Source organism: Acidithiobacillus sp., from assembly GCF_023229925.1.
Lineage (GTDB): Bacteria > Pseudomonadota > Gammaproteobacteria > Acidithiobacillales > Acidithiobacillaceae > Acidithiobacillus.
In genome coordinates this window covers 616,124-639,444 of record NZ_JALNYM010000002.1, presented here as the reverse complement: position 1 = coordinate 639,444, position 23,321 = coordinate 616,124, and the positions used below count along the sequence as shown (strand labels likewise).

Below are 23,321 nucleotides of genomic sequence, written 5' to 3'. Positions count from 1 at the left end.
GTACCATCAGCGCAGGCCCAATCGCCGCTTCTGCCACAGGGCGTAGAGTGCAGGGATCACCAGCAGCGCCAGTAACGCGGCGCTGAACATACCGCCCACCATGGGGGCGGCAATACGCTTCATCACATCGGCGCCGGCGCCATGGCTGAACATGATAGGTAAGAGGCCACCCACCACCAGGGTCAAGGTCATGGCCAGAGGCCGCAGGCGCAGCATGGTCCCCTCGATGACGGCCAACTGAAGGTCGTGCCAGGTCTGCAAGGCGTCACGGGCCTGCCGCCGGATGAGGGCCTGATCCAGGTAGAGGAGCATCACCACCCCGAATTCTGCCGCCACCCCCGCCAGGGCGATGAAGCCCACAGCCACGGCCACCGAGAGTTTGTAGCCGAGCCAGTAGACGAGCCAGAAACCGCCGACCAGGGACAGGGGCAGGGTGAGCAGGATGATGGTCACCTCCACCCAATTTTTGAAGTTGAAGTAGAGGAGCAGGGCGATCAGTAGAATGACGGCGGGAATGACCAGCTCCAGGCGCTTGGCGGCCTGCTCCATGACCTGATACTGGCCTACCCAGGAGATGGTATAACCTCCTGGGAGACGGACGGCTTTCGCAATCGCCGCTTTGGCGCGGGGCACATAGGCACCGATGTTGGTGCCGGGCTTCAGGTCGATGTAGATCCAACTGTTCAGACGACTGTTGTCGCTAGTGAGCATGGCTGGCCCTCCCTCAATGCGGAGATCGGCTACCTGGGCCAGAGGGATCTGGGCACCGTCGGGCGTGGCGATGCGGCTTTCCATCAGGGTGGACAGGGACTGGCGCAGTTCCCGGGGGTAACGGAGATCCACCGGAAAGCGCTCCAGTCCTTGTACCGCGGTGGTCAGGACCTCGCCACCGATGGCCGTCTCCACGAGACGGTTCACATCCGCCACCGAAAGGCCGTAGCGGGCGGCCTTGGCGCGGTCGGTGTGCACGACGATATAGCGGCCACCGGTGACGCGGGCCGCATAGGCGCTTTGGGTCCCAGGGACCTTGCGCAAAACCGTTTGGAGTTCCTGCCCCAGGCGGTTCAGGGTATCGAGATCCGTTCCGCCGATTTTAATGCCTAATGGCGTCTGGAGACCGGTAGTCAGCATATCCACCCGTCCTTTGAGCGGCTGCGTCCAGATATTCGACAGACCGGCGACTTGCAAGGCTTTGTTCATCTTGCTTTGCAGCTTGTGCATGGTCATCCCGGCTGGCCACTGGTCGGGATTTTTCAAATTCACCACCGTATCAAACATGGACAGGGGCGATTGATCGGTCGCCGTTTGTGCCCTTCCGGCCTCGCCGAAAACCGTCTCCACCTCGGGGAAGGTCTTCAGGATGCGGTCCGTCTGCTGCAGGAGCGTGGCCGCCTGGCCGATGGAGACTGCCGGATCCTGGGTGACCGGCATGTAGAGCAGCGTCCCCTCGTTCAGGGGTGGCATAAATTCCGACCCCAGGCGGTTCCAGGGGTAGTAGAGGGTGGCCGTGAGCAGCAGGGCGAGGACCAAAATGATCCAGGGAGCGCGCAGGACACTGTGGATGACCGGTCGGTAGAGGAAAGCCAGGACCCGATTCAGGGGGTTTTTGCTTTCGGGGAGGATGCGGCCGCGAATGAACCAAGCCATGAGGATGGGCACCAGGGTTACCGAGAGCATGGCGGCGGCGGCCACGGAAAACGTCTTGGTGAAGGCGAGCGGCGCGAAGAGCTTGCCCTCCTCGCCGCCCAGGGCGAAGACCGGCAGGAAGGAAACGGCGATGATGATCAGCGAGAAGAACAGGGCTGGACCGACCTCCTCCGCCGCCGCTATGGCCGCCGCCCAAGGGTCGACGCCGGGGTTGTGTTCCAAATGCTTGTGCATATTCTCGATCATGACCACGGGGGCATCCATCATCACGCCGATGGCGATGGCGATGCCGCCCAGGGACATGATGTTGGCGGGGATGCCCATCGCCCACATGATGAGGAGGGCGGCCAGTATTCCCAGCGGCAGGGCGACGAGGGCCACCAGCGCCGAACGCGCACGCAGCAGGAAAAGCAGAGAAATAAGTGCTACCGCCAGGGATTCTTCCAGCAACTTGCCGGTCAGGGTATGAATGCTGCGCTGGATGAGCGGGGCTTGGCTATAGGTCGTGACGACCTGCACCCCCTTGGGCAGGGAGGGCCGGATGTCCTTCAGCTTGCGCTCGATCTGGCGGATGAGGGCATAGGCGTTGCCGCCCTGGTTCATCATCACGATACCACCCACCACCTGGCCCTGGCCGTTGAGATCGGCGATGCCATTGGGTAATTGCGGGCCCAACTGCACCCGAGCCACCTCCCGCAGCGTAATGGGCACGCCGTCGCGCACGGCCAGCGACGCATCCTCCAGGTTTTTCAGGGAACGAATGTAACCCGAGGTGCGGACGATATAACTCGCTTCTCCCATGTCCACCACCGAGCCACTGGTTTCCCCGTTGGCAGCACGGATGGCGGTCTCTACCTCCGGCAGAGTCAGGTTGTAGGCGAGGAGTTTCTGGGGGTCCACCACCACTTGGTACTCCTGCACCATGCCCCCCACCGTGGCCACCTCCGCGACGCCAGGGATGCCTTGCAGTTCGTATTTGAGAAACCAGTTCTGCAGGGTGGTGAGCTGGGCGAGATTCAAGGTCCCGCCGGGATCGCTGAGGGCGTACTCGAAGATCCAGTCCACCCCCGAACTGTTGGGACCCAGGGCTGGCGTGATCCCCGGCGGCAGTTTGGACTGTACCTGACTCAGGTATTGGAGTACTAGGTTGCGGGCCTGATAGATGCTGGTGCCCCCTTTGAAGAGGACATAGACATAGGAGTCCCCGAACATGGAGTAGCCACGCACGGCCTGGGCACCGGGTACCTCCTGCAGGGTGGTCTCCAGGGGATAGGTGACCTGGTCCTGAACGATTTGCGGAGCCTGACCCGGATAGGAGGTCTTGACGATGACCTGGGTGGGCGAGATGTCGGGGATGGCTTCCAGCGGGATATTCATCACCGCCAACGTACCACCAACGATCAACACCAGAACGGCGATCACGACCAGCAGGTAATTGGCCATGCACCAGCGCATAATCGCCCTAATCATGAGACTGGCCTCCCTGACCCCTGTTCATCCCGGCCGTGGCACTCGTGGTGGGCGCCGTGTTGCCCCCCAGCATACGGGCCTTGACGGACTGGAACTGAGATTCGGAATAGAGCAGGAACTGCGCGCTCTCCACCACCCGATCCCCCGCCTCAAGGCCCTTGTCGATGGCCACCCAGCCGTCGGCCTCCGCCCCCAGAGCGACCTCCACCGGCAGAAAATGCCCGTTACTCTCACCCAGCATCACGTAATCCCCCTGAGCGGTACGCAGTACGGCGCTGCTGGGCACCGCCAGAGTCTCCTTGGGGCTGGCTAAAATAGTGGCGGTGGCGTAGGTGCCGGGGCGCAGATTCCCGCCGGGATTGGGAAAGCTCAGCCGGGCCGTCACCGTCCGGCTTTTGGGGTCGAGGGTCGGGTAGAGGAAGCTCAAACGTCCTTCCCAGGTCTTGCCGGGATAGGCTGGCAGATGCAGACGCACGGGGTTGCCGATCCGTACCCACGGCAACTGATAGGAGTAGAGCGCCACATTGACCCAGACCCGGTCGAGATTGGCGATTGCATAGGCATTGGTCTGCGGCGAGACATAACCACCCTGGCGCACATTGAGGGTTTCGACCACCCCGGAAGCGGGCGCCAGGAGCGGCACGTCCCGCTCCGCTGTGCCGTGCCGGGCGAGCGCCGCGATCTGGTCTTCCGGCATGCCCAGCAGTCGTAACTTCGCCCTGGCTGCCGCCAGCAGTGCGGGGTCTTCCGTCGTCCCGCCCTGGCGGCGGGCAATGAGATATTCCTGTTGGGCACTATACAGCTCGGGAGAATATATCTCGGCGAGCACCTGGCCGCGCTGCACGGGGTCACCTACGGCCCGGACGTTCAAGCGTGTCACCCAGCCGGAGAAACGTGGAGTGACGGAATAGACACGATTCTCGTCCACCGCCACGGTGCCCACGGTGTGGATGGCGTGGCCCATCTGACGGTGCTGGACATCCACGAGACGCACTCCCAGGTTTTGCGCCAGGCGCGGATCGATGCTGAGGCCGGACGCCTTTTGCGCGCTCGGACTGGAGGCATACACCGGTATATAAGGCATACCCATGCTGTCCTTCATCGGGTGATCCGAATGAATCTTGGGGTCCATGGGGGCAGCCCAGTAGAGGATATGCCGTCCCTTGGGCGTGCTTTTCGGAGAATGGGTTACAGTGGAGTTGGTGCTAGGCGCGGCGGCAGGGACCCGCAGCCACCACACCGCACCCGCCCCGAGGGCTACGCCAAGGACGAGTAAGCCGACACCGATGATCCAGTTGCGTGACTTCATGGTTGTGCTCCTCCTTCGGTGGTGAGGAAATCCAGCTCTGCGGCGCTGAGGGCCAGGTCGCGGCGGTATTGCAGGCGGGTCAGGGCGTAGTCCAGCGCGTCCTTCTGGGTACGCAGCACCGCGCTCAGTTCGGCACGTCCCGCCGAGTAGGCAGCGAGCGTCGCGGAAAAGGCATCCCGTGCGGTAGGCAGCAGGCGTTGGTCGGTACGCTCCAACTCGGTCTTGAGGGCTGCGTAGCGGGCGAAGGTGGCGCGCGCCTGCTGGGTCAGGGCCAGATGCTGATCGTCGTAGCGATATTGCGCCTGCAAGGCCTTGGCCCGGGCGGCGGCAACGTCCTGGTCCTGGCGGTCTCCCGGAAATATGGGCAGGCTCAGGTCAACCCCCGCTGACAGCCAGTTGGGGCTGCCGGGGTAGAAATCCTGACCATAATCGACACTGACCGTGACTTCCGGCCAATAGCCAGTTTTGGCTACCTGCACGCCCATTTGCGCCGCGCGGGTTTGCGCCTGGGCGGCGCGTAGGAGGGGTTGGCCGGAGAGGCGAGCTTCCGCTTCGGCAAGGGTGGGCGGGGGTGGCAGGTTCGGCCATTGATGCTCTATGGCCGGTGGTTCCGGCAGATTCAGGATCTGCGCGATTTGCGCCAGATCGCTTGCCCGCTCCGCCTGCAATTTGCTGATATCATTGGCCAGGTTGTCACGCGCCAGTTGGGCGCGGAGCACATCGGCCTGGGACCCCTGAGCGGACCGGTAGAGTGCCAGCGCCGCTTGCACGCTCGCGGCCTGTAATTGTTCCTGATGCCGGACCGTTGCCACGGCATCTTCGGCATAGAGGGCTTGCAGCCAGGCACGGCGCAGTAACAACACCAGCTCGGCGGACTGGCCGCGCAGGGTGTCGGCGGCCGCCTGGGCCTCGACCCCCGCCTGCTGTCCTTCCAGCCCCAGTTTGCCAAAAGAGGGAAAAGTCTGACTCAGGCCCACGCTCAGCATGCTCATCTGCTGCTGGTTCATGGAGAAGCTGTTGAGGGGCAGGTTCACGGCACCGAGATCAAGATGCGGATCGGGCAGTTGGGCCACCGCCACGGCCTTGTGCCGTAGTTCCGCAATCTTTTGGGTCAGGGCGCCGAGACCGGGATTTTGTCGCAGGGCAATTGCTTCCGCGCTCTGCAGGCTCAATGAGACGGCACTGGCATAAGGGCTAAACACCATCATCAGCATGACGGGAAGGGAGAGTAGCTCTGCGCCCCTGCGAATGGCCGCAACCCACTTTAGAAAATATTTATTTCCAGAACTTCTTTGCACATCGCTCATAATAGTCTCCACATGCGGCCCGGGTTAGGGCCGAAGACGCGGATTTCCTGTCCGGCGCGACTATGCGCGCGGAACTACGGATTCAGGCGGGAGGCTAAATGAGAAAACGAACTGCGGAGAGCGGGGGAAGACCAGTGTGGACCGCAACGTGGAGAAAGTGGGGAACGGGCTTAGGAGAAGGGAGGATAAGCCAGGACGCGACGGAAACGGCGAAGGCCGGCATGGCGGGGGTGATGTTGTCGACACTCTCCGCCACCGGCGTCATCATATCGTGGTGGCAGCAAGCAGTCAGGCAGGTGCCTTGCTGGGCCGGAGCACCAAGGGCCTGTTCGCAACACGGCATTTGTGTGCCGTGTGCGGCTACCCCTGTCATCGACAGGGCGCACAGCGCCGGGGCAGCGTCTACGGGTGTCACCATCCAAGGCAACAGTAGAAGCAGGGCCATAAAGGCTATCCGGCGAACGAACGGGCGAAAAACGCGCACAGTACCCCAATCTCAAGACGTTAGTCCGGCTATCACAACTCAACGGCCATCAAATGTCAATGCTCTCCCGAGCCCGCGACTGAGTGCCGCGCTTCCCGCCCTTACTGGCGCGCCCCTTATCCATAGCTTTTTCTATCGCTCCAACCGTCGGTGTTTGTAAGTCTTTTCCGACGGCGAGATCCTCCATCTCTGGCGGGAGGTCCACGAAATGGCCGGCCAGCACCTGAAAGTCCTGGACGTGGAAAACTTCCGCCCCCACTACGCCCAGAACCTCATCCACTGGGTCCGCAGCCTGGAGGAACACAAGGAAGAGGCTGTTGCCATGATCGGCGAGAAACGCTATCGCATCTGGGCAATCTATGTGGGGTGCCGTTACCAATATGTGGACCGAATTTACCGCGAGGCAGAGGTGAGATGGGAAGATATCTAATGGTCAACGGGGGGACCATTGGCAGCGGAGGTAGGGTGGCCGAGTGACTTGCCGAGGACCATATCCCAGTCGCCAGGACACCGATGGCTGAGGTGGTCCCCATCCACCATCCATTGGATAGTCTGAAAGAAGATGGAATAAGTGGACACCGCCTACTACACTGAAGTGGCGTTGAATGGTCATCAACGAGCGTTTGTTCTGGGTCCGTGGCGTAGCGAGTGAACGACGAGGAACAGAAAATGTGGCCTTACATGATGGGTGGTTTTTTCAATGGTTACGGCTGGGTCGGGTCGGCATTCATGGTCCTGTTTTGGGTTTTGCTTTGCCTTTTGATTTTTGCCATCGCTGCCGGCGTCGTGTTTCTGGTGCAGGCCTTCACGGATCGCGGGATTCGGGGTGGCGAGAAAAACACCGCGCTGGATGTGCTCCATGAACGCTATGCCCGCGGGGAAATAGGAAGGGATGAATACCTGGAAAGACGTCGCGACCTGGAATAATAACGATTCCCCATCCGCCGAAGCTGGTCCGGATGCGCTACCAACAGGTGGGACCGTGGTAGACAGCTTGTCTCGTTGGTTAAAGGCCAAGGTCGGCAACCAGCGTTGTAATCTCTTGCGGCGGTAAAATGGAGAGGATTCCATGGACCATTCGGGGCATCAAGAACACGGGATGGGTACCGCTCATCCCGGTGCGCATGGCGGTCACAACCATGCCACCATGATCGCCGATTTCCGGCGACGGTTTTGGGTATCGCTGGCCCTGACGATCCCTATCCTCCTTTTGTCGCCGCTTATCCAGCATCTGCTTGGACTGGAGGCTGCTCTCGCCTTTACGGGGTCGTCCTATGTGCTTTTCGCGCTATCGAGCGGGGTGTATTTCTACGGCGGTTGGCCCTTCCTGAAGGGGCTGTTTGCCGAGCTCGAAACCCGCAAGCCAGCCATGATGACGCTGATCGCCCTGGCCATCAGCGTGGCCTATTTTTACTCGAGTGCCGTCGTGTTCGGGGTTCAGGGTGAAGTGTTCTTCTGGGAACTCGCCACGCTGATCGATGTGATGCTGCTCGGCCACTGGATCGAGATGAAATCGGTCCTGGGGGCTTCCGGCGCACTGGAAAAACTGGTGCAAATGATGCCTTCCGAGGCCCATCTCGTGGCCCCGGAGGGCATGAAGGACGTGCCGGTCGCCAATCTGCAGCGCGGTGACCGGGTATTGGTGAAGCCTGGCGAAAAAATTCCTACGGACGGGCGTATCGTCGAAGGGCGAACCACCGTCAATCAGGCCATGCTCACCGGCGAAAGCCAGCCCGTGGAGAAGGGGGGCGGCGACGAAGTTATCGGCGGTTCGGTTAACGGGGAGTCGAGTATCACCGTCGAGGTCCACAAGACCGGCAGTGAAACCTATCTTGCACAGGTCATCGAGATGGTGCGCCGGGCGCAGGAGTCCCGCTCCCGGACCCAGGACTTGGCCGACCGCGCGGCCCTGGTGCTGACCCTTACCGCGTTGAGCGTCGGGGGGCTTACCCTTGCCATTTGGCTGGTCATTGGCCAGCACTTCGAGTTCGCCCTGGCCCGCATGGTCACCGTTATGGTGATTGCCTGTCCCCATGCTCTGGGCCTGGCGATTCCGCTGGTCGTCGCCGTGTCCACCGCCATGGCGGCGCAGCATGGGCTGCTTATCCGGGACCGGTCTGCTTTTGAGCGGGCGCGCCAACTGCAGGCGGTGGTGTTCGACAAGACCGGGACCTTGACGGAGGGACGGTTCGGCGTCACGGATGTGGTCGTGCTCGGCGGATACGCCGAAGATGAGGTCGTACGGCTCGCCGCGGCCCTCGAAAGTCAGTCGGAGCACCCCATCGCCGCCGGCATCGTGGCATATGCCAAAGCGAAGGGCATCGGCTTCGAGCCTCCCAAGGAATTCAAGGCCATCCCCGGCAAGGGTGCACAAGCCGTTGTAAATGGGCGCAATGTGAAGGTCGTTAGCCCCGGCTATCTCAAGGAGCATGGCCTTGATGTCAGCGATGAGCGGGTCGCGGCCTTGGCATCCCAGGGCAAAACGGTGGTATACCTGCTCGTTGACGAGAAACCGGCGGGGGCTGTCGCGCTGGCCGACATCATTCGAGCGGAGTCGCGGGAAGCCCTCGCGCGGCTGAAGGGGATGGGCGTACAGGTGATGATGTTGACCGGCGACTCCGCAGCGGTGGCCCGTTGGGTGGCCCAGGAAATGGGGCTGGACGACTATTTCGCCGAAGTGCTCCCTGGACAAAAGGCGGAGAAGATCAAGGAGGTAAAGGCGCGGGGATTGCGCGTGGCCATGGTCGGCGACGGCGTCAACGATGCGCCTGCCCTGGTGGAGGCGGATGTCGGGATCGCCATCGGGGCAGGCACGGACGTCGCCATCGAGTCGGCGGACATCGTGCTGGTTCGCTCCGATCCCCGAGACGTGGCGGCCATCCTGGAACTTTCCCGGGCGACCTATCGCAAAATGATCCAGAACCTGTGGTGGGGTGCCGGCTACAATATCGTGGCGATCCCCCTTGCTGCCGGAGTGGCTTACAGTATTGGCCTGGTGCTTTCCCCGGCGGTGGGGGCGGCCCTGATGTCCGTTTCCACGGTGATCGTCGCCATCAACGCCAAGCTCCTCCAGAGGGTTCGGCTCACCGCCTAGCGCATGGATCGGCAAGCAGCCAGCATGTCGCTTGTTCAGAGATTCCCCGAACGCAGGATCGCTAATTAACCCATCTGGCAACTGCCGTCGCAAAGTAGGCGTTCATCGAATACCTCGTTTTCCTCACCCGGCGCAGCAGGAAAGCTGATTCACGTCCTTGTTGAAGGTCTGCGCCGCGAGCTTCAGCCCTTCGACCATCGTCAGATAGGGGAACAACTGATCGGCCAGTTCCTGCACCGTCATGCGGTTGCGAATCGCCAGCGCGGCCGTCTGAATCAGCTCGCCCGCTTCCGGCGCGACCGCCTGCACGCCGATCAAGCGTCCGCTGCCTACCTCGGCCACCAGCTTGATGAAGCCGCGTGTGTCGAAGTTGGCGAGCGCACGCGGCACGTTGTCCAACGTCAGCGTGCGGCTGTCGGTCTCGATGCCATCATGGTGCGCTTCCGCCTCGCTGTAGCCGACCGTGGCGACTTGCGGATCGGTGAACACCACGGCCGGCATCGCAGTCAGGTTCAGGGTCGCGTCGCCGCCGGTCATGTTGATCGCCGCGCGGGTGCCTGCCGCTGCTGCTACATAAACGAATTGCGGCTGATCGGTGCAGTCGCCCGCAGCGTAGATATGTTCCACGCTGGTATGCATGCCGGGGTCGATGACAATAGCGTCTTGTGGGTTGAGCGCGACGCCTGCCGCATCCAGTGCCAGGCTGCGGGTGTTCGGCGAGCGGCCGGTGGCAACCAGCAGCTTGTCGGCGCGCAGCACGCCGTACGCCGTGGTCAGCACAAACTCGCCGTCCGCATGGGCGACCTGGCTGGCCTGCGTATGATCCAGTACCTCTATGCCCTCCATGCGAAACGCGGCCGTGACGGCTTCGCCGATGGCCGGGTCTTCGCGGAAGAACAGCGTGCTGCGCGCCAGGATCGTCACCTTGCTGCCGAGTCGGGCGAACGCCTGCGCCAGTTCCAGCGCGACGACAGACGAACCAATCACGGCCAGCCGCTCAGGGATAGCCTCGCTGACCAGCGCCTCGGTGGAAGTCCAATAAGGCGTGTCTTTCAAACCAGGAATCGGCGGCACGGCCGGACTCGCGCCAGTGGCGATCAGGCAGCGGTCGAACGCTACCATGCGCTCGCCGCCGCCGTTGAGTTGCACGACCAGGTTGCGGCTATCTTTGAAGCGGGCTTCGCCATGCAGCACCGTGATGGCGGGATTGCCGTCCAGGATGCCTTCGTATTTGGCGTGGCGCAGTTCATCGACGCGGGTCTGCTGCTGGCCCAGCAGCGCCGCGCGCTGGATGGTCGGCGCAACCGCCTGGATGCCGTTGTCGAACGGGCTTTCGCGGCGCAAATGGGCGATATGGGCGGCGCGGATCATGATCTTGGACGGCACGCAACCGACATTCACGCAGGTGCCGCCGATGGTGCCGCGCTCGATCAGCGTCACGCGTGCGCCCTGCTCAACGGCTTTAAGTGCCGCCGCCATCGCCGCGCCGCCGCTACCGATCACGGCTATATGGAGTGCCTCATCATCGCCGCTACGCTTCGTCTCGCCGTCCTGCCAGCCCGGCGCCTTGTCGGCGGGCTTATTCGGCGTGTTAGGGAGCCGAGCGCGGTAGCCAAGCGCTGCCACTGCGGCAACCAGCGGGTCCAGGCCCACGCTGGCGTCCACCTCGATCTCCGCTCGCCGCTGGGGATAGGACACCGAGGCCGAGCGCACGCCGGGCACCCTCTCCAGAGCCCGCTGTGCGTGCATGGCGCACGAGTCGCAGGTCATGCCCTTGATTTGAAGAGTGATCGTGTCAGCCATTATCTCGCCATCACTGCTTGACGCTGGAAGGGTAGCCAGCATCCTTGGTTGCTTGGGTCAGAGCCTGCACGTTGGTCTTGCTGTCGTCGTAGGTGACGGTGACCTGTTTTTGCGCCTCGTCGATGCCAACCGTTTCCACGCCAGGCTCCCGCTTGAGCGCAGCGCGCACGGTAATCGGGCAGGCGCCGCAGGTCATGCCAGGAATCGACAGCGTGACGGCCTGGGTTGCGGCCCAAGCGGGCGCGCTCAGGGCGGCCGACAGGGCCAGAAGGGTAGCGATTTTTTTCATGACAATCTCCTTTCAATAGAATAGCGGCAGGACGTAGGGAAAAGCGAGGGCAATCAGGATCAAGGTGGCAACGATCCAGAAAATGAGCTTGTAGGTCGTGCGAACCTGCGGAATCACGCAGACATCACCCGGTTTGCAGGCTTGTGATGGGCGGTAGATGCGCCGCCAGGCGAAGAACAGCGCGATGAGCGCCGCGCCGATGAAGATCGGGCGATACGGCTCCAGCACAGTCAGGTTGCCAATCCAGGCGCCGCTGAACCCCAAGGCGACTAGGACCAGCGGCCCGAGGCAGCAAGTCGAGGCGAGGATGGCGGCCAACCCTCCGGCGAAGAGCGCGCCGCGCCCGTTTTGTGGTTCATACATGCGCTAGTCCTTTCGAATCTGAATTGGATAGCGTAACCTTACTTCCGTAGTCATGTACGGAATCAAGCGACATGAAAAACAATTTGGAGAATTTGACTATCGGCGTTTTTGCCAAGACAGCCGGGGTCAACGTGGAGACCATCCGGTTCTATCAGCGCAGGGGCTTATTGCCGGAACCGGACAAGCCTTATGGCAGCATTCGCCGCTATGGCGAGGCAGATGTAACCCGGATACGCTTTGTGAAATCAGCCCAGCGGCTGGGTTTCAGCCTGGATGAAATCGCCGAACTACTCAGATTGGACGATGGCACCCACTGCGATGAAGCCAGCCACTTGGCCGAGCACAAGCTCCAGGACGTGCGCGAAAAGATGGCCGACTTGGCGCGCATGGAGGCCGTGCTGTCCGGGCTTGTGTGCGCCTGCCATGCGCGAAAGGGGAACGTTTCCTGCCCGCTAATTGCGTCACTGCAAAACGGAACGAACCTCGCTTCAGTGGACCCAAGAAGTTCAACACGGTGGCCACCTCGAGCCACTCCGTGATAGTGCCGAGGGCGCTCTTCCACACACGCTCCCTGCGGCGGTGTTGACTTCGACTGCCGACTCGACGTTGAGGACGGCGGTTGCGGTGGTGCGCACGCTCTCAGCAACCCGAGAGCGCGCGGCGAGATATGCGACCAGGTCTCGAAGGCACAGGCCACCGTCAGGGTGGACCGAGCCCCGATGCGCACGCCCTTTACTTTATCTTCCCGCAGACCCATCTCCGCTGCGAGCACTGCGCCTTCCAAGTGGGTCAAGGGTGCGAAGCCAATGCCCATCGCGGCAGGACCCACTTCTTCCGCGAGCGCATCGCACAGTGTGTTCGGGTGACCGAGCCACTTGCGCTCCACGATCTCGACGGGCAGCGCCGCCACCGGCGTGCTGCCTAGCTCGCTGACCACCACGTTGATGTTTCCTCCAATCGGGCTGAGCATCCGTCCGCCCATCCGGTACTGACCGGATAATATTGTCCATATATCAAGGTAGGTGGAAGATCGGTGCGTCATCCCTAACATACTGATATAACACAAGTTTACTTTCTATGGGCCAGCATGGCCAGGATGAGAAAGCGCGGACAGCGCGTTGTATCCTGCAATTCGGCCGGGAGCAGCGGTAGGCCATGGTTCCGTAAACCGGACACCCATTCCATTCCAACCAAGAGACCTTCTGGAAACGGTCGACTTCGGTCTCCCTATATTCCAACCTTCGCCACCTTTGCGGCGGTAGGTGCGCTGATCTCAAAAGCCACTGGTTTACAAGCAGTTTTTTACACATAGCCAAAAAAACCGCGACATAACGCCGCCGATTTGCCGCTTACGCTACAACAGACCTCGGATTGTGCCAGCTTCCATCCGCCGCGATCAGCGCATCGGCCTGTTTAGGTCCCCAGCTGTCTGGTTTATAGGGGTGCGCCCGGTGGTGTGTGTTCAGCACAGGATCGACCACCACCCAAGCGGCCTCAACTGCCTCCTCACTGGTGAATAATGCTCCATTGCCTGCCATGGCGTCACTCAACAGCCGCTCGTAGGGGGCTTCCTCTCCTGGCTGTTCATTCAGCAGGTAGAGTTCGCGCTGGTCGCCGACGAACTCCTTGCCTGCGCGCTTGACGCGCACGGCGAGGGCAACGGCTGAGTTAGGAGAGAGCCGGAAGCGCAGATAATTGGCCCGACCATCCACCGGAGCCGAATCGTCGAACAGTCTTTGCGGTGGCGGTTTTAGTTCTAGCAGAACCTCAGCCGCTGTTGCTGCCAGGCATTTACCGGAACGCAGGTACCACGGCACCCCTTGCCAGCGCCACGAGTCGATGAACAGCCGCAAGGCGCAGAATGTCTCGACGTCCGAGTCCTTCGCCACGCCCGGCTCTTTGCGGTAGCCGGTGTACTGACCGCGCACTACGTCATCCGGTTGCAGCGGGCGCATGGCCTGGAATACCTTGGCTTTTTCACTATGCACTGCCCCAAATCCCTGATAGGCCGGCGGCTCCATGGCCAGCAGTGCGACGATCTGGAATAAATGATTCTGGATGACGTCGCGCAGGCAACCGGCGCTTTCGTAAAAGGTACCGCGACCCTTGATACCGAAATCCTCGGCCAGAGTGATCTGCACACTGGCCACGTGGTTACGGTTCCAGATTGGCTCCAGAAATGAATTAGCGAAACGGAAATAGAGGATATTCATGATCGCCTCTTTCCCGAGATAGTGGTCGATCCGGAAAATAGAATCTTCTGGAAACACCGACTGCGCGATACGGTTAAGTTCCCGCGCGGAGGCCAGATCGCGTCCGAACGGCTTTTCGACGATGACGCGCGCCTGATCGGCCAAACCAGAAGAACCCAGCCCTTTGATCACCTTCGCGAACAGTGCAGGGGGAATGGCAAGGTAATGCGCAGGACGCTGTGCATCGCCCAATGTCTGTTTCAGGGCTTTGAACGTCTCCAGGTCGTTGTAATCGCCACCCACATATTTAAGCAGGGAAAGCAGGTGATCGAGGGCATCCCGATCATCAATCTTGCCCGCTTGCTTGATGCTATCTTTCGCACGTTTACGCAATTGCGCCAGGCTCAATTTTGAGCCGGCAACCCCTACCACCGGCACGTTGAGTACACCGTGCTTGGCCATCGCATAGAGCGCAGGAAAAATCATTTTGTGGACAAGATCGCCGGTCACACCGAAAATCACCAGTGCATCAGCCGGCGTCGTGCGGCTATGAATACTATTCATCTCAGCGCCCCGCTTTTTTCTCATCATAGTCGCCAAACTGCTTACGCATCGTGGACAGAAGCCGGTTGGCATAATCGCCATTGGTCAGTTCTTCGGCCATCCGTTCAAAAATCCTCGTATGCGTGTCCATTAATTGCCTCTGCTCTGCCAAGCTTTTATGACATTCCAATGCAAGTGGTAACTGAGCGGCGTACCTTGCTGATTATCTGGAGATATCATACAGGTCCGAGCGCAAGGAAGTAGCCGCGAAGTGTTCTTTCCAGAGTCACGGTGTCAACTCAGCGACGCGGGAACAGGGATGCCGACCGACCCGCTGTAGAACATCAACCTGCTGGTGATTATAATGTATGCTTTTCGCGAAATGGTCACGTATACCGTCGCAGGCAGTGCAATCACAACTCCTCAGCCTACATTCTGCCAGGCCAACAAGAAAACTTGGCCACGCTGTCACGCGCATCTGAGAATGGTTGAACGTTAACCAGGCCAAGAATTTTGCCTTACATTCTCCCGATCCCCAAGGCGAATGTATGCCGCCACACATTAACTGGTTGGGTTGTCAGGTTCATCGATCTTCCGCGTTTGCTTCAGAATATTTAAAAACCCTCTTTTGCGCGACGCAACCGTACTCGAAGAAGCGCTTGCGTTTGACTGCGAACTGCTGCCGATTTTCCTTGGTGTACCAGGCTGTTCCGCCAGTTCCCATGCTTCCGCCTTCCGGACACGTTCTCGTTCTTCCCGTCGATTCTGACGGATATCCTTTACACGCTTATGGTTGCTCTGGTCAGTGGACACAGCACCCTCAGTCAGATTTTCCTGCGCTGTCACAACCGCATCTACTTGGGCCATAAACTCAGCCCGTTCTTGCAGAATATCCGTTTTGATCTCCGCTTTTCGGAGCTTGCGATCCGCCACGTAGTCCTGCACTTCCTCAACCATATACCCCGCGAAGTCCTGATTCTTCTCTAGTAGGTGGCAAGCGTCAATACCGCCTTTGGGCTGAATAATATAGATCATCTCAATATTTCTTGGATCATACGCCACCGAAACCTTCCATGTGCGCGTCGCCCTTGCACGTATGAACCACTGTTCGCGAACAGCGATCTCGCTGGTGTAATATAATCCTTGCCATTTGATGCCTAAATGGGTTACGGAGGCTTCGCCTCTTGGCATTAGTGCCAGCAACACGGTCTCCTGAGGTCGGGTTCGTAAGAATCCGCTACGATGCTCAATTCCCCAGTTCCAGAGGGTGCGCGGAAAAGGATCCACCGCGGACTGAATTTGAAATTCATCATGGCGATACCATTCCATCCAGTGCATTTTGTTATAACTCAGCGTATTATAGATCATAATTTCTGTAAACGCGTTAAGATCCAGTTTTGCGTCTAAACGATAGTCCAGGTCACCACGTTCTCTTGCGACACGCCGCACGGCCCCAGGGACCCAATGGATCACTCGTTCATTGGCAATTCGGAACTGCTGCTCCACTATACCCTTCCAGTCGGCACGAAAGGGCGGCGCATTCGCCACCGTAATGTTTAACGAATCTGTCAGTTCATCGGCGTGCCGACTCAGTAATTCGCCGCGATCCGCCAGGATCTCCATAGGAAGATTCTTGCACGGCCAGTCCTCATCCGATATGGAGATTCCATATTTGCGGCAAAACGCCTTTTTATCGCTCGCCGCATTAGCTAACGCCATCATCGCACCTAACCAGCTCGGTCCTTCAAGCCCCACATATAGTCCGGTGATCATGCGACTCAGGGCATCGATAACAACATACACTACTGGACGGCCAATAATTTGAGACCGATTCAAGCTGCTCACCAAGTATACGTCCGCTATGGTAGCATCGATTTGGTATATGGAACCCGGGCCGAAGGCCATTTTCGTGGAACTACCCAGCACAGGGCGCCGCTTGAGCGCAAAGCGTCTCGCGCCCTCCCTCTTAGTAAACGAAGCTTCGATGTCCTGCTGCTTCTTGTACCAGTATCTGAATTGCTCCAATGTGGGTAGCTGGTGAGAGGGCGGCAAAATGGGTACACGCACGCCCCATTTTACTTCAAAGCCAACATTGAAATAATTGCTCAGCATTCGAGAATATGCGCGCTTCAATGTAAGGGCTTTATTGGTATCAACATAAAGACGAAAGGCTACTGAAAATATTCTACGGATGCTGTCATCGACATTAATTCCCGGCGGAGCATCCCGCAACACCGTCGCCTTTGTTGGCCGTCCCCGCTTAGATGCATTATTGGCAGATTTTTCTTTGCCTGGTCCTCCACTGCGTTCGTAGCTCGGCAGAAGGGCATTTTTCACCATACCACCCCACCAGAACCTGCGAAGATATTTATAGACCGTCATCTTGTGAACGGAGTGCTGATTTGCTGCGTCAGCTACCATGCTGCCACGGATATTCTCATCGTAAATATCCGGTACGCGGCTCACCATATCTTCTATGACCTTCCAGGCAGCATCGCGACGCTGTCTATGCTTGAGGAGAAAAGACTCCGGCGGGTGCAATCTATGCGCATAAGGATCCGCTACCCGAATGATGGCAGAACCGTTAGATAGCGCCTCCTCTATATCCGCGAACCTTTTCCAGACGGGGAGGGCGAGCGGTTCATCCAATTGGATGCTGACCAAGTCGGTTGCGGTTGGGTTCACCCAAAGAATGCGTTCCACCAGAGGCGTGGAGCCCTCTTGTTCACTGATCCACTCCACGATCATACCCACCGAAAGGTTCGACATACCCTATCTCTCCGGAGCCATTTCCGTTGGCCCGTGCCTGCGTACGAGAATATGCAGGTTTTCCTCAGTCTTGATCGGTTGATGCAGGTCGATATCCCAGCGCCTCGTAGCTATCAGATATTTAGCCACTGCCAGACTGGTGCCATTTTCAAAACCTAACCGCCCATCACAATCTAACGCCGCTTGGAATAATGGCATCGATTTATCGGATAATGCTCTGTGGAGTTCTGCCTCAATCTGTTCGATTTGGGGTACCGCAACCGCTGGTAGATTGTCTGTATCCCAACAACCCTGAAGACTTCTTAAATTCCCCACCAGCGATTGAGGTATTTCGCGTTCGGTAACGATGCCCCAGTCTACTCCCTGAGTCTCCCAATATATCCGCTCAATTTCAAATTTTTCAATGACTCGCGGAGAACCAAGATCGGCTGATGGCTTCAGCGTGCGAGCCAATCGCCGCTCTCCGTCAGCAGACGTGACGATGACCAAAAAGTCGGTCGTCATCACGATAGGCTCTCCGGTTTTAGGATCTTTGGGGTGAGGGATGCTCAACATATCCGCGATCTCAAGCGTCGTCTCGATGGGGGTCAAAGGAAATTGCTCACGAATGTCCATAACACAACTGGCTCGTATATCATCCAGCATGAGGAAGTAGCTCAACTCCAACTGGGAGAGCAAGTGGTGCACACGGCCCGTTTTTCGGCCTTTTATACGGACAGACAAGCCCCGAGAAGGTACGTCGCGCACGGTGAGCCACGGTTTATAGCTTTTCTCACTGCCTTGGCCACGTCCTTCTTTCAGACGGCGCGCAATAGCTCCTGACTCGGATCTACGAGAACCTTTTGACATGAGCCTCCACCTCCAAATCTACGCTTCACCTGGAGATGAGTATAGATCTTTAATATCGAGTATACATCTTTATTTTCTAGTATACAACTTTATTATCGAGTATACATCTTTATTTTATCCATACAGGTGCGGCGTATACGATCCAGACGGAAGACGTCGTTATCCTTCTCATACCAGTAGCGGAATTGCCGCAAGCTGGGAATATCTTTTTGCGGAATCAGTTCCTGCTGGCCGGTGTGTTCGTTGATGACGCGTTCGCAAAAATTATCGGCAATCAGCTCGTCGTAGGCACCCCGAAAATCCAACTGACTATTGGTGATGAACTTCTTTGTGGCAACAGCACGAAATAGCTGCCGCATCTCTGACGTCACGTTGACGCCCAGATCATCTCGATCAGGAATGCGACCGCGTTTTTTTTCAGAAACGGACTTGTCTTTGCCCAGCCCGCCACACCGCGCATAATCGGGCAGCAGAGCGTTGGGTGTCATGCCGCGCTGCCAATACCGGCGCAGAAAACGGTAAATCGTTTGCTTGGTTACTCCAGATTCTTCCATGCCCCTTTTAACCGCTTCGCTACGGGCAATGGCATCAAAAATGGCCGGTTGATCAAAAATCAGCGGACGAATCGTCTCCCAAGCGGAGTCGCGTTTGTCCCGGTAGATCTCTGATATGTTTTCATCCGCCAGTGCGAGTAGCCATGGGTCATTCTCAACCACACGCCACTCGCCGGCATCGCGCATCTTCTCTATTTCTTCCGCTTGGTAGAATTCTGGCAGGGCATTGGCATCGCGAATGTCGATGGCATATAGACCCCGCATTCCCGGATCAATCCAGAGCACACGCTCAACTCGGTGTTCCTCCGGAAACTCCAGCAAAAGATTCACAGACAAGTCCTTCATCCGCTGGCCCTCCTGGATTCATCCGTGAGCACCTGAAATTGACGCAATGGCCAGGTGTCCGTAATAGCCGTATCCATGGGACAGGAAATCGCCTTCCGTGCCAAGAGGTGACGGACAAGCAGGAGACTGTCGCCCACATGCATAGCAAGTTGCTGGTCCATGGCCAGGCAGAATTGCCTCAAGGTGGTTGCGGGATGGAACGGGAGTGCCCGCAACAGCAGGCGTGCCTTTTCTTGATAGTAACCTTCGTAAGGCGCGGTCAATTGGTCAAGTGTAATATAGGGATGCAGCCATGCAATGTTGGTGACTATTGCTTCGGGGATATCTCGCTCAGTGATGATTCCCCAGTCCACGCCCTGCTGTACCCAATAGCGCCGTTCGATTTCCAGCTTATCAATGACGCGAGGTTTTTCGAGTTCGCTGGCGGGCTTGACGGCACGGGCCAACTGCCTCAGCTTCCCTTCATAAGCGATATCGACCAAAAAATCCGTAGTCATGACTATTTCCGTAGCGGCGTCTCGCGGATGCTTTATATCGAGATCCGCGGCAATACGGCGGGTGTATTCACGGTCGAGGGGATACTGCTCGCGGATGTCCGTAACGGTATCCGCCCAGTCAAACTGGTAAAAAGTATCTCGCTCAATGTCGGAGAGGAAGTGGTGTACGCGGCCGGTCTTGATTCCGGCAATTCGATGTGAGCGGCCATGGGAGGCCACATCCTGTATGGTCAGCCACGGCTTGTAACTTGTACCGCGGCCTTGCCCTCGCCCTTCTTTCTGGAAGCGCGCGATTTTGCCTTCATCAAACTCGTAACGCCAACGAGCCATAGTAGGTATCCCCAACCTGGTGATCTGTGGATCAGCATACACCTTCATTCCAAAGCTGAAAATGCAGGATGATACTTTTTTGTCGAGGATGATACTTTTTTGTTCAGGATGAAACTATTTTGTCCGGGATGATACTTTTTTGTCCGTTAACAAACTCGGCACACCGAACCGCCCTATCACTCCACCGTCACGCTCTTCGCGAGGTTACGCGGCCGGTCCACATCGGTGCCCTTCACCAGCGCCGCGTGATAGGCCAGCAATTGCACCGGGATTGCGTGGACGATGGGGGACAGCAGACCGGCGTGACGGGGTAGACGCATCACATGCACGCCCTCGCTGGCATTAAAGTGGCTGTCCGAATCAGCGAATACATAGAGCTCACCACCACGGGCGTGGACCTCCTGCATGTTGGCGGCCAGCTTTTCGAGGAGGCGGTCATTGGGCGCGATCACCACCACGGGCATGTCGCGGTCCACCAGGGCCAGGGGGCCATGCTTCAATTCGCCCGCGGGATAAGCCTCGGCGTGGATATAGGAGATTTCCTTGAGTTTGAGCGCGCCCTCCAGAGCGATGGGGTAGTGCAAGCCGCGCCCCAGAAAAAGCGCATGGTCCTTGCTGGCAAAACGTGCCGCCCATCCCTGAATCTGCGGCTCCAGGTTCAGGGCATGCTGGACGCTACCCGGCAGTTGCCGCAAGGCGTCCAGGTGATCCGCCTGCTGCACATTGTTCAGATGTCCCTGCGCCTTGGCCAGGGACAGGGCCAGCAGATAGAGTGCCGCCAACTGGGTGGTGAACGCCTTGGTCGAGGCCACTCCGATCTCTGGACCGGCCCGGGTCAGGAAGCGCAGTGCCGACGCCCGCGGGATGGCGCTCTCCGCGACATTGCAGATGGCCAGCGTGCGGGTATGACCGAGCTCCTTGGCACGGCGCAGCGCTTCGAAGGTATCCAGCGTTTCGCCGGATTGCGAGAGGGTCACCACCAGCTGGCGCGGGTTCGGAATGGAATCCCGGTAACGATATTCGTGCCCCAGCTCCGCCTGCGCCGGAATCCCCACAATGCTTTCCAGCCATTGACGCCCCACCAGTGTCGCGTAGTGACTGGTTCCGGAGGCCAGGAACAGCACACTATCCACATCCCGGAAAACGTCTGCGGCGTCTGCGCCCCAGAGATCAGACAGATGGAGCTGACTATTCAGCGCGCCCTCCAGGGTGTCGGCCAGGGCGCGGGGTTGCTCATGGATTTCTTTCTGCATGAAGTGACGATAAGGTCCCAGATCAACAGCCGCCGCACTGAGCTGGCTCCAATGTTCTTCACGCTGCTGCGGCACTCCGGCCTGATCCGTAATCCGCAAGGTTTCCCGCTGCAGCAAGGCCACATCGCCATCTTCCAGATACAGCACACGCCGGGTCACCGGCAGCAACGCCGCCACATCCGAGGCGAAGTAATGCCCGTCATCGGCAATGCCCAGCAGCAGCGGACAGCCCATCCGTGCCACGCACACGGTCTCCGGATCGCTACTTGAGATCACCGCGATGGCATAGGCGCCGCGCAGATCACCCACCGCCAGCCGGGTCGCCGTGAACAGGTCTGACGCGCTCTGCCGATAATGGTGTACCAGATGCGCGATGACCTCCGTATCGGTCTCGGAGGTGAAGGTGTATCCCGCCGCTTCCAGACGGGCGCGCAAGGCATGAAAGTTCTCGATGATCCCGTTATGGACCACCGCAATCTGTTCCTGGGAGATCATGGGATGCGCATTGCATTCGGCAACGCCGCCATGGGTGGCCCAGCGCGTGTGACCAATGCCCACCGGACCCTGTAGGCCACGGTCGGCAACGGCGACGATCAGCTCGGCGACCCGCCCTACGCTGCGCACCCGCAGCAAATCCGCGCCTTGCGCCCCCTCTTTCAGTATCGCCAAGCCAGCCGAATCGTAGCCGCGATACTCCAAACGCCGCAGCCCCTCCAGAATCATGGGGACCAAATCTGTTTTGCCCACGCCACCGACAATCCCGCACATATTATTGCTCTCCTGTAGTCGAAGACCTTGCCGGTACTAGCTGGCGCTATTTTTTCTCGCGCCGTGGCCGCTGCCAATGCGGAATTGTACGCTGCGGACTGCGACTCAACGTCAAACCACCCGCCGGAACCTCTTTGGTGATCGTGCTGCCCGCACCGATGGTGGCGCCGTCGCCAATAGTCACCGGCGCGACCAACTGACTATCCGAGCCGATGAACACATCATTGCCGATAATGGTCCGATGCTTGTTGGCCCCATCATAATTGCAGGTAATCGTCCCCGCGCCCACATTCACCCCAGTACCAATCTCCGCATCGCCGATATAGGTCAGGTGATTGGCTTTGCTGCCTGCACCAATTTTTGAGGCCTTTACCTCGACATAGTTACCGATGTGGGCGGCTTCGCCAATCTCTGTTCCGGGGCGAATTCGCGCAAAAGGTCCAATCCGTGCCCCGGCGGCAATTTGCGCACCTTCGATGAGGCTGTAGGGAAAAATCTCCACGTCATCGCCAATCTGTACGTCCTGCAAAACGACACCAGCGCCCACGCGCACGCGATCACCCAAATGAACGTCTCCAACAAACAAGACGTTGGGATCCACCCAGCAGTCCTCGCCGCAGGTAAGCTCCCCACGAATGTCTACCCGTGCCGGGTCCGCTACCCGTAATCCCTGCATCTGCAGCGCGCGCAGTTGCTGTCGCTGAAACACACGCTCTAGATCCGCCAACTGCCTGGGATCATTTACTCCCAGTGCCTCCGTCGCATCCGCCAGTGTAAAGGGCCAGACGACATAGCCATCTGCCCGTGCTGCCGCCACCAGGTCCGTCAGGTAAATCTCGCCCTGGGCATTGCGTGCAGACAGTCCCTGTAACCAACCCGCCAGCGGCTGCACCGGCAGCACCATCATCCCAAGATTTATCTCGCAGATGGCTAGTTCGTCCATCTGGCAATCCTTGTGCTCACGGATACCCTGCACCTGACCGTCCACAGCGCGGAGAATCCGCCCGTAGCCGTGGGGCTCGCTTACCGATGCGGTCGTCAATCCAAGTGCTGACACCGGGGTTTGATGGAGCAATTCGCGCAGTGTCGCCGCCGTTAAGAGGGGCACATCGCCGTACAACACCAATACCCGGTCCGCTCCGGTGAGACCCACTAACGCCGATTCTAACGCATCACCAGTACCGAGCTGCTGTGCCTGCGTCCACCAGCTTACCGGCGCGTCAGGGAAGGCAGCCTGCACGGCATCGCCGCCGTAACCGACCACAATGTGAATGCGCCGTGGCGACAAGTCCGCCGCTATAGCCAGCACGTGGGCGAGCAGGGGTTTTCCCCCGAGAGGTTGCAACACCTTGGGCAAAGCAGAGCGCATGCGCGTGCCCTGCCCGGCGGCGAGTATTACGATATCCGTTAACATGATGTCTCCATGCCCCGCATTGTCTGCCAGCATAAGCGCTA

18 protein-coding genes and 2 pseudogenes are annotated in these 23,321 nt (G+C 59.0%); 5 read left to right on the top strand and 15 right to left on the bottom strand.

Annotation, left to right across the window (positions count from 1 at the left end; translation table 11 throughout):
• Nucleotides 1-6: 6 nt before the first annotated feature.
• From M0P56_RS09570 to M0P56_RS09555, 4 genes are all read right to left on the bottom strand, one after another.
• Nucleotides 7-3,117 (bottom strand): CusA/CzcA family heavy metal efflux RND transporter, encoded by a 3,111-nt coding sequence (locus M0P56_RS09570; RefSeq protein WP_163057220.1) that lies wholly within the window; start codon nt 3,115-3,117, stop codon nt 7-9.
• Nucleotides 3,110-4,426: an efflux RND transporter periplasmic adaptor subunit gene (locus M0P56_RS09565; RefSeq protein ID WP_163057218.1), complete on the bottom strand. Its 1,317-nt coding sequence runs from the start codon at nt 4,424-4,426 to the stop codon at nt 3,110-3,112. Before M0P56_RS09565 ends, M0P56_RS09570 begins: the two co-directional genes overlap by 8 nt.
• Nucleotides 4,423-5,733, bottom strand: a complete 1,311-nt coding sequence (locus tag M0P56_RS09560) for a TolC family protein (protein WP_163057216.1) — start codon at nt 5,731-5,733, stop codon at nt 4,423-4,425. The genes M0P56_RS09565 and M0P56_RS09560 overlap by 4 nt, the downstream gene beginning before the upstream one ends.
• Nucleotides 5,734-5,827: 94 nt before the next feature.
• The gene (locus tag M0P56_RS09555) at nt 5,828-6,178 is read right to left on the bottom strand and encodes a hypothetical protein (RefSeq protein ID WP_163057214.1); all 351 of its coding nucleotides are present in this window, start codon (nt 6,176-6,178) and stop codon (nt 5,828-5,830) included.
• Between the two features lie 211 nt (nt 6,179-6,389).
• Between M0P56_RS09555 and M0P56_RS09550 the strand changes: the two are divergent.
• From M0P56_RS09550 to M0P56_RS09540, 3 genes and pseudogenes are all read left to right on the top strand, one after another.
• A pseudogene (locus M0P56_RS09550) lies at nt 6,390-6,647 on the top strand (class I SAM-dependent methyltransferase); the annotation flags it as partial.
• Between the two features lie 218 nt (nt 6,648-6,865).
• Nucleotides 6,866-7,144 (top strand): SHOCT domain-containing protein, encoded by a 279-nt coding sequence (locus tag M0P56_RS09545; RefSeq protein ID WP_291509807.1) that lies wholly within the window; start codon nt 6,866-6,868, stop codon nt 7,142-7,144.
• Between the two features lie 142 nt (nt 7,145-7,286).
• Nucleotides 7,287-9,311, top strand: coding sequence for a heavy metal translocating P-type ATPase (locus tag M0P56_RS09540; RefSeq protein WP_291509806.1), 2,025 nt, complete (start codon nt 7,287-7,289; stop codon nt 9,309-9,311).
• Between the two features lie 123 nt (nt 9,312-9,434).
• On the opposite strand, the gene merA is transcribed toward M0P56_RS09540, so the two are convergent.
• Genes merA through merT form a run of 3 tightly spaced genes read right to left on the bottom strand, consistent with a single transcriptional unit; the run spans nt 9,435 to nt 11,766 of the window.
• Entirely contained in the window at nt 9,435-11,114 is a 1,680-nt protein-coding gene (merA, locus tag M0P56_RS09535; protein ID WP_163059737.1) for a mercury(II) reductase, read from the bottom strand.
• 10 nt (nt 11,115-11,124) lie between these two features.
• The gene (gene merP, locus M0P56_RS09530; RefSeq protein WP_163059735.1) at nt 11,125-11,403 is read right to left on the bottom strand and encodes a mercury resistance system periplasmic binding protein MerP; all 279 of its coding nucleotides are present in this window, start codon (nt 11,401-11,403) and stop codon (nt 11,125-11,127) included.
• Nucleotides 11,404-11,415: 12 nt separating this feature from the next.
• Nucleotides 11,416-11,766, bottom strand: coding sequence for a mercuric ion transporter MerT (merT, locus tag M0P56_RS09525; protein WP_163059733.1), 351 nt, complete (start codon nt 11,764-11,766; stop codon nt 11,416-11,418).
• A gap of 71 nt (nt 11,767-11,837) precedes the next feature.
• On the opposite strand from merT, the gene merR reads away from it, so the two are divergent.
• A complete protein-coding gene (gene merR, locus M0P56_RS09520; RefSeq protein ID WP_163059731.1) occupies nt 11,838-12,305 on the top strand; it encodes an Hg(II)-responsive transcriptional regulator in 468 nt (155 codons plus the stop codon).
• Between the two features lie 128 nt (nt 12,306-12,433).
• Nucleotides 12,434-12,691, top strand: a complete 258-nt coding sequence (locus M0P56_RS09515; protein ID WP_291509805.1) for a hypothetical protein — start codon at nt 12,434-12,436, stop codon at nt 12,689-12,691.
• Here M0P56_RS09515 and M0P56_RS12435 read toward each other — a convergent pair.
• The 8 genes and pseudogenes from M0P56_RS12435 to glmU form a co-directional block, all read right to left on the bottom strand.
• Nucleotides 12,647-12,736, bottom strand: a pseudogene (locus M0P56_RS12435) (hypothetical protein); the annotation flags it as partial. The gene M0P56_RS09515 and the pseudogene M0P56_RS12435 overlap by 45 nt on opposite strands.
• A 379-nt stretch (nt 12,737-13,115) precedes the next feature.
• Nucleotides 13,116-14,522, bottom strand: a complete 1,407-nt coding sequence (gene zwf, locus M0P56_RS09510; protein ID WP_226822972.1) for a glucose-6-phosphate dehydrogenase — start codon at nt 14,520-14,522, stop codon at nt 13,116-13,118.
• Between the two features lie 540 nt (nt 14,523-15,062).
• A complete protein-coding gene (locus M0P56_RS09505; RefSeq protein ID WP_291509804.1) occupies nt 15,063-17,270 on the bottom strand; it encodes a Mu transposase C-terminal domain-containing protein in 2,208 nt (735 codons plus the stop codon).
• Between the two features lie 3 nt (nt 17,271-17,273).
• Nucleotides 17,274-18,119 carry a TnsA endonuclease N-terminal domain-containing protein gene (locus M0P56_RS09500; RefSeq protein ID WP_215851297.1) on the bottom strand — a complete coding sequence of 282 codons (846 nt, stop codon included), beginning with the start codon at nt 18,117-18,119 and terminating at the stop codon, nt 17,274-17,276.
• 92 nt (nt 18,120-18,211) lie between these two features.
• A complete protein-coding gene (locus M0P56_RS09495; RefSeq protein WP_291509803.1) occupies nt 18,212-19,018 on the bottom strand; it encodes a hypothetical protein in 807 nt (268 codons plus the stop codon).
• Nucleotides 19,015-19,845 (bottom strand): TnsA endonuclease C-terminal domain-containing protein, encoded by an 831-nt coding sequence (locus M0P56_RS09490; RefSeq protein ID WP_291509802.1) that lies wholly within the window; start codon nt 19,843-19,845, stop codon nt 19,015-19,017. Before M0P56_RS09490 ends, M0P56_RS09495 begins: the two co-directional genes overlap by 4 nt.
• Nucleotides 19,846-20,021: 176 nt before the next feature.
• On the bottom strand, nt 20,022-21,866 hold the full coding sequence (gene glmS / locus M0P56_RS09485) for a glutamine--fructose-6-phosphate transaminase (isomerizing) (protein WP_291509801.1): 1,845 nt from the start codon (nt 21,864-21,866) through the stop codon (nt 20,022-20,024).
• Nucleotides 21,867-21,912: 46 nt separating this feature from the next.
• Nucleotides 21,913-23,280, bottom strand: coding sequence for a bifunctional UDP-N-acetylglucosamine diphosphorylase/glucosamine-1-phosphate N-acetyltransferase GlmU (glmU, locus tag M0P56_RS09480; protein WP_291509800.1), 1,368 nt, complete (start codon nt 23,278-23,280; stop codon nt 21,913-21,915).
• Nucleotides 23,281-23,321: the final 41 nt, after the last annotated feature.

Coding starts and splice junctions, on each gene's coding strand:
- M0P56_RS09570 (WP_163057220.1), bottom strand. CDS start 3,117: ATGATTAGGGCGATTATGCGCTGGTGCATGGCCAATTACCTGCTGGTC.
- M0P56_RS09565 (WP_163057218.1), bottom strand. CDS start 4,426: ATGAAGTCACGCAACTGGATCATCGGTGTCGGCTTACTCGTCCTTGGC.
- M0P56_RS09560 (WP_163057216.1), bottom strand. CDS start 5,733: ATGAGCGATGTGCAAAGAAGTTCTGGAAATAAATATTTTCTAAAGTGG.
- M0P56_RS09555 (WP_163057214.1), bottom strand. CDS start 6,178: ATGGCCCTGCTTCTACTGTTGCCTTGGATGGTGACACCCGTAGACGCT.
- M0P56_RS09540 (WP_291509806.1), top strand. CDS start 7,287: ATGGACCATTCGGGGCATCAAGAACACGGGATGGGTACCGCTCATCCC.
- merA (WP_163059737.1), bottom strand. CDS start 11,114: ATGGCTGACACGATCACTCTTCAAATCAAGGGCATGACCTGCGACTCG.
- merP (WP_163059735.1), bottom strand. CDS start 11,403: ATGAAAAAAATCGCTACCCTTCTGGCCCTGTCGGCCGCCCTGAGCGCG.
- merT (WP_163059733.1), bottom strand. CDS start 11,766: ATGTATGAACCACAAAACGGGCGCGGCGCGCTCTTCGCCGGAGGGTTG.
- merR (WP_163059731.1), top strand. CDS start 11,838: ATGAAAAACAATTTGGAGAATTTGACTATCGGCGTTTTTGCCAAGACA.
- M0P56_RS09515 (WP_291509805.1), top strand. CDS start 12,434: ATGCGACCAGGTCTCGAAGGCACAGGCCACCGTCAGGGTGGACCGAGC.
- zwf (WP_226822972.1), bottom strand. CDS start 14,522: ATGAATAGTATTCATAGCCGCACGACGCCGGCTGATGCACTGGTGATT.
- M0P56_RS09505 (WP_291509804.1), bottom strand. CDS start 17,270: ATGTCGAACCTTTCGGTGGGTATGATCGTGGAGTGGATCAGTGAACAA.
- M0P56_RS09500 (WP_215851297.1), bottom strand. CDS start 18,119: ATGTCAAAAGGTTCTCGTAGATCCGAGTCAGGAGCTATTGCGCGCCGT.
- M0P56_RS09495 (WP_291509803.1), bottom strand. CDS start 19,018: ATGAAGGACTTGTCTGTGAATCTTTTGCTGGAGTTTCCGGAGGAACAC.
- M0P56_RS09490 (WP_291509802.1), bottom strand. CDS start 19,845: ATGGCTCGTTGGCGTTACGAGTTTGATGAAGGCAAAATCGCGCGCTTC.
- glmS (WP_291509801.1), bottom strand. CDS start 21,866: ATGTGCGGGATTGTCGGTGGCGTGGGCAAAACAGATTTGGTCCCCATG.
- glmU (WP_291509800.1), bottom strand. CDS start 23,280: ATGTTAACGGATATCGTAATACTCGCCGCCGGGCAGGGCACGCGCATG.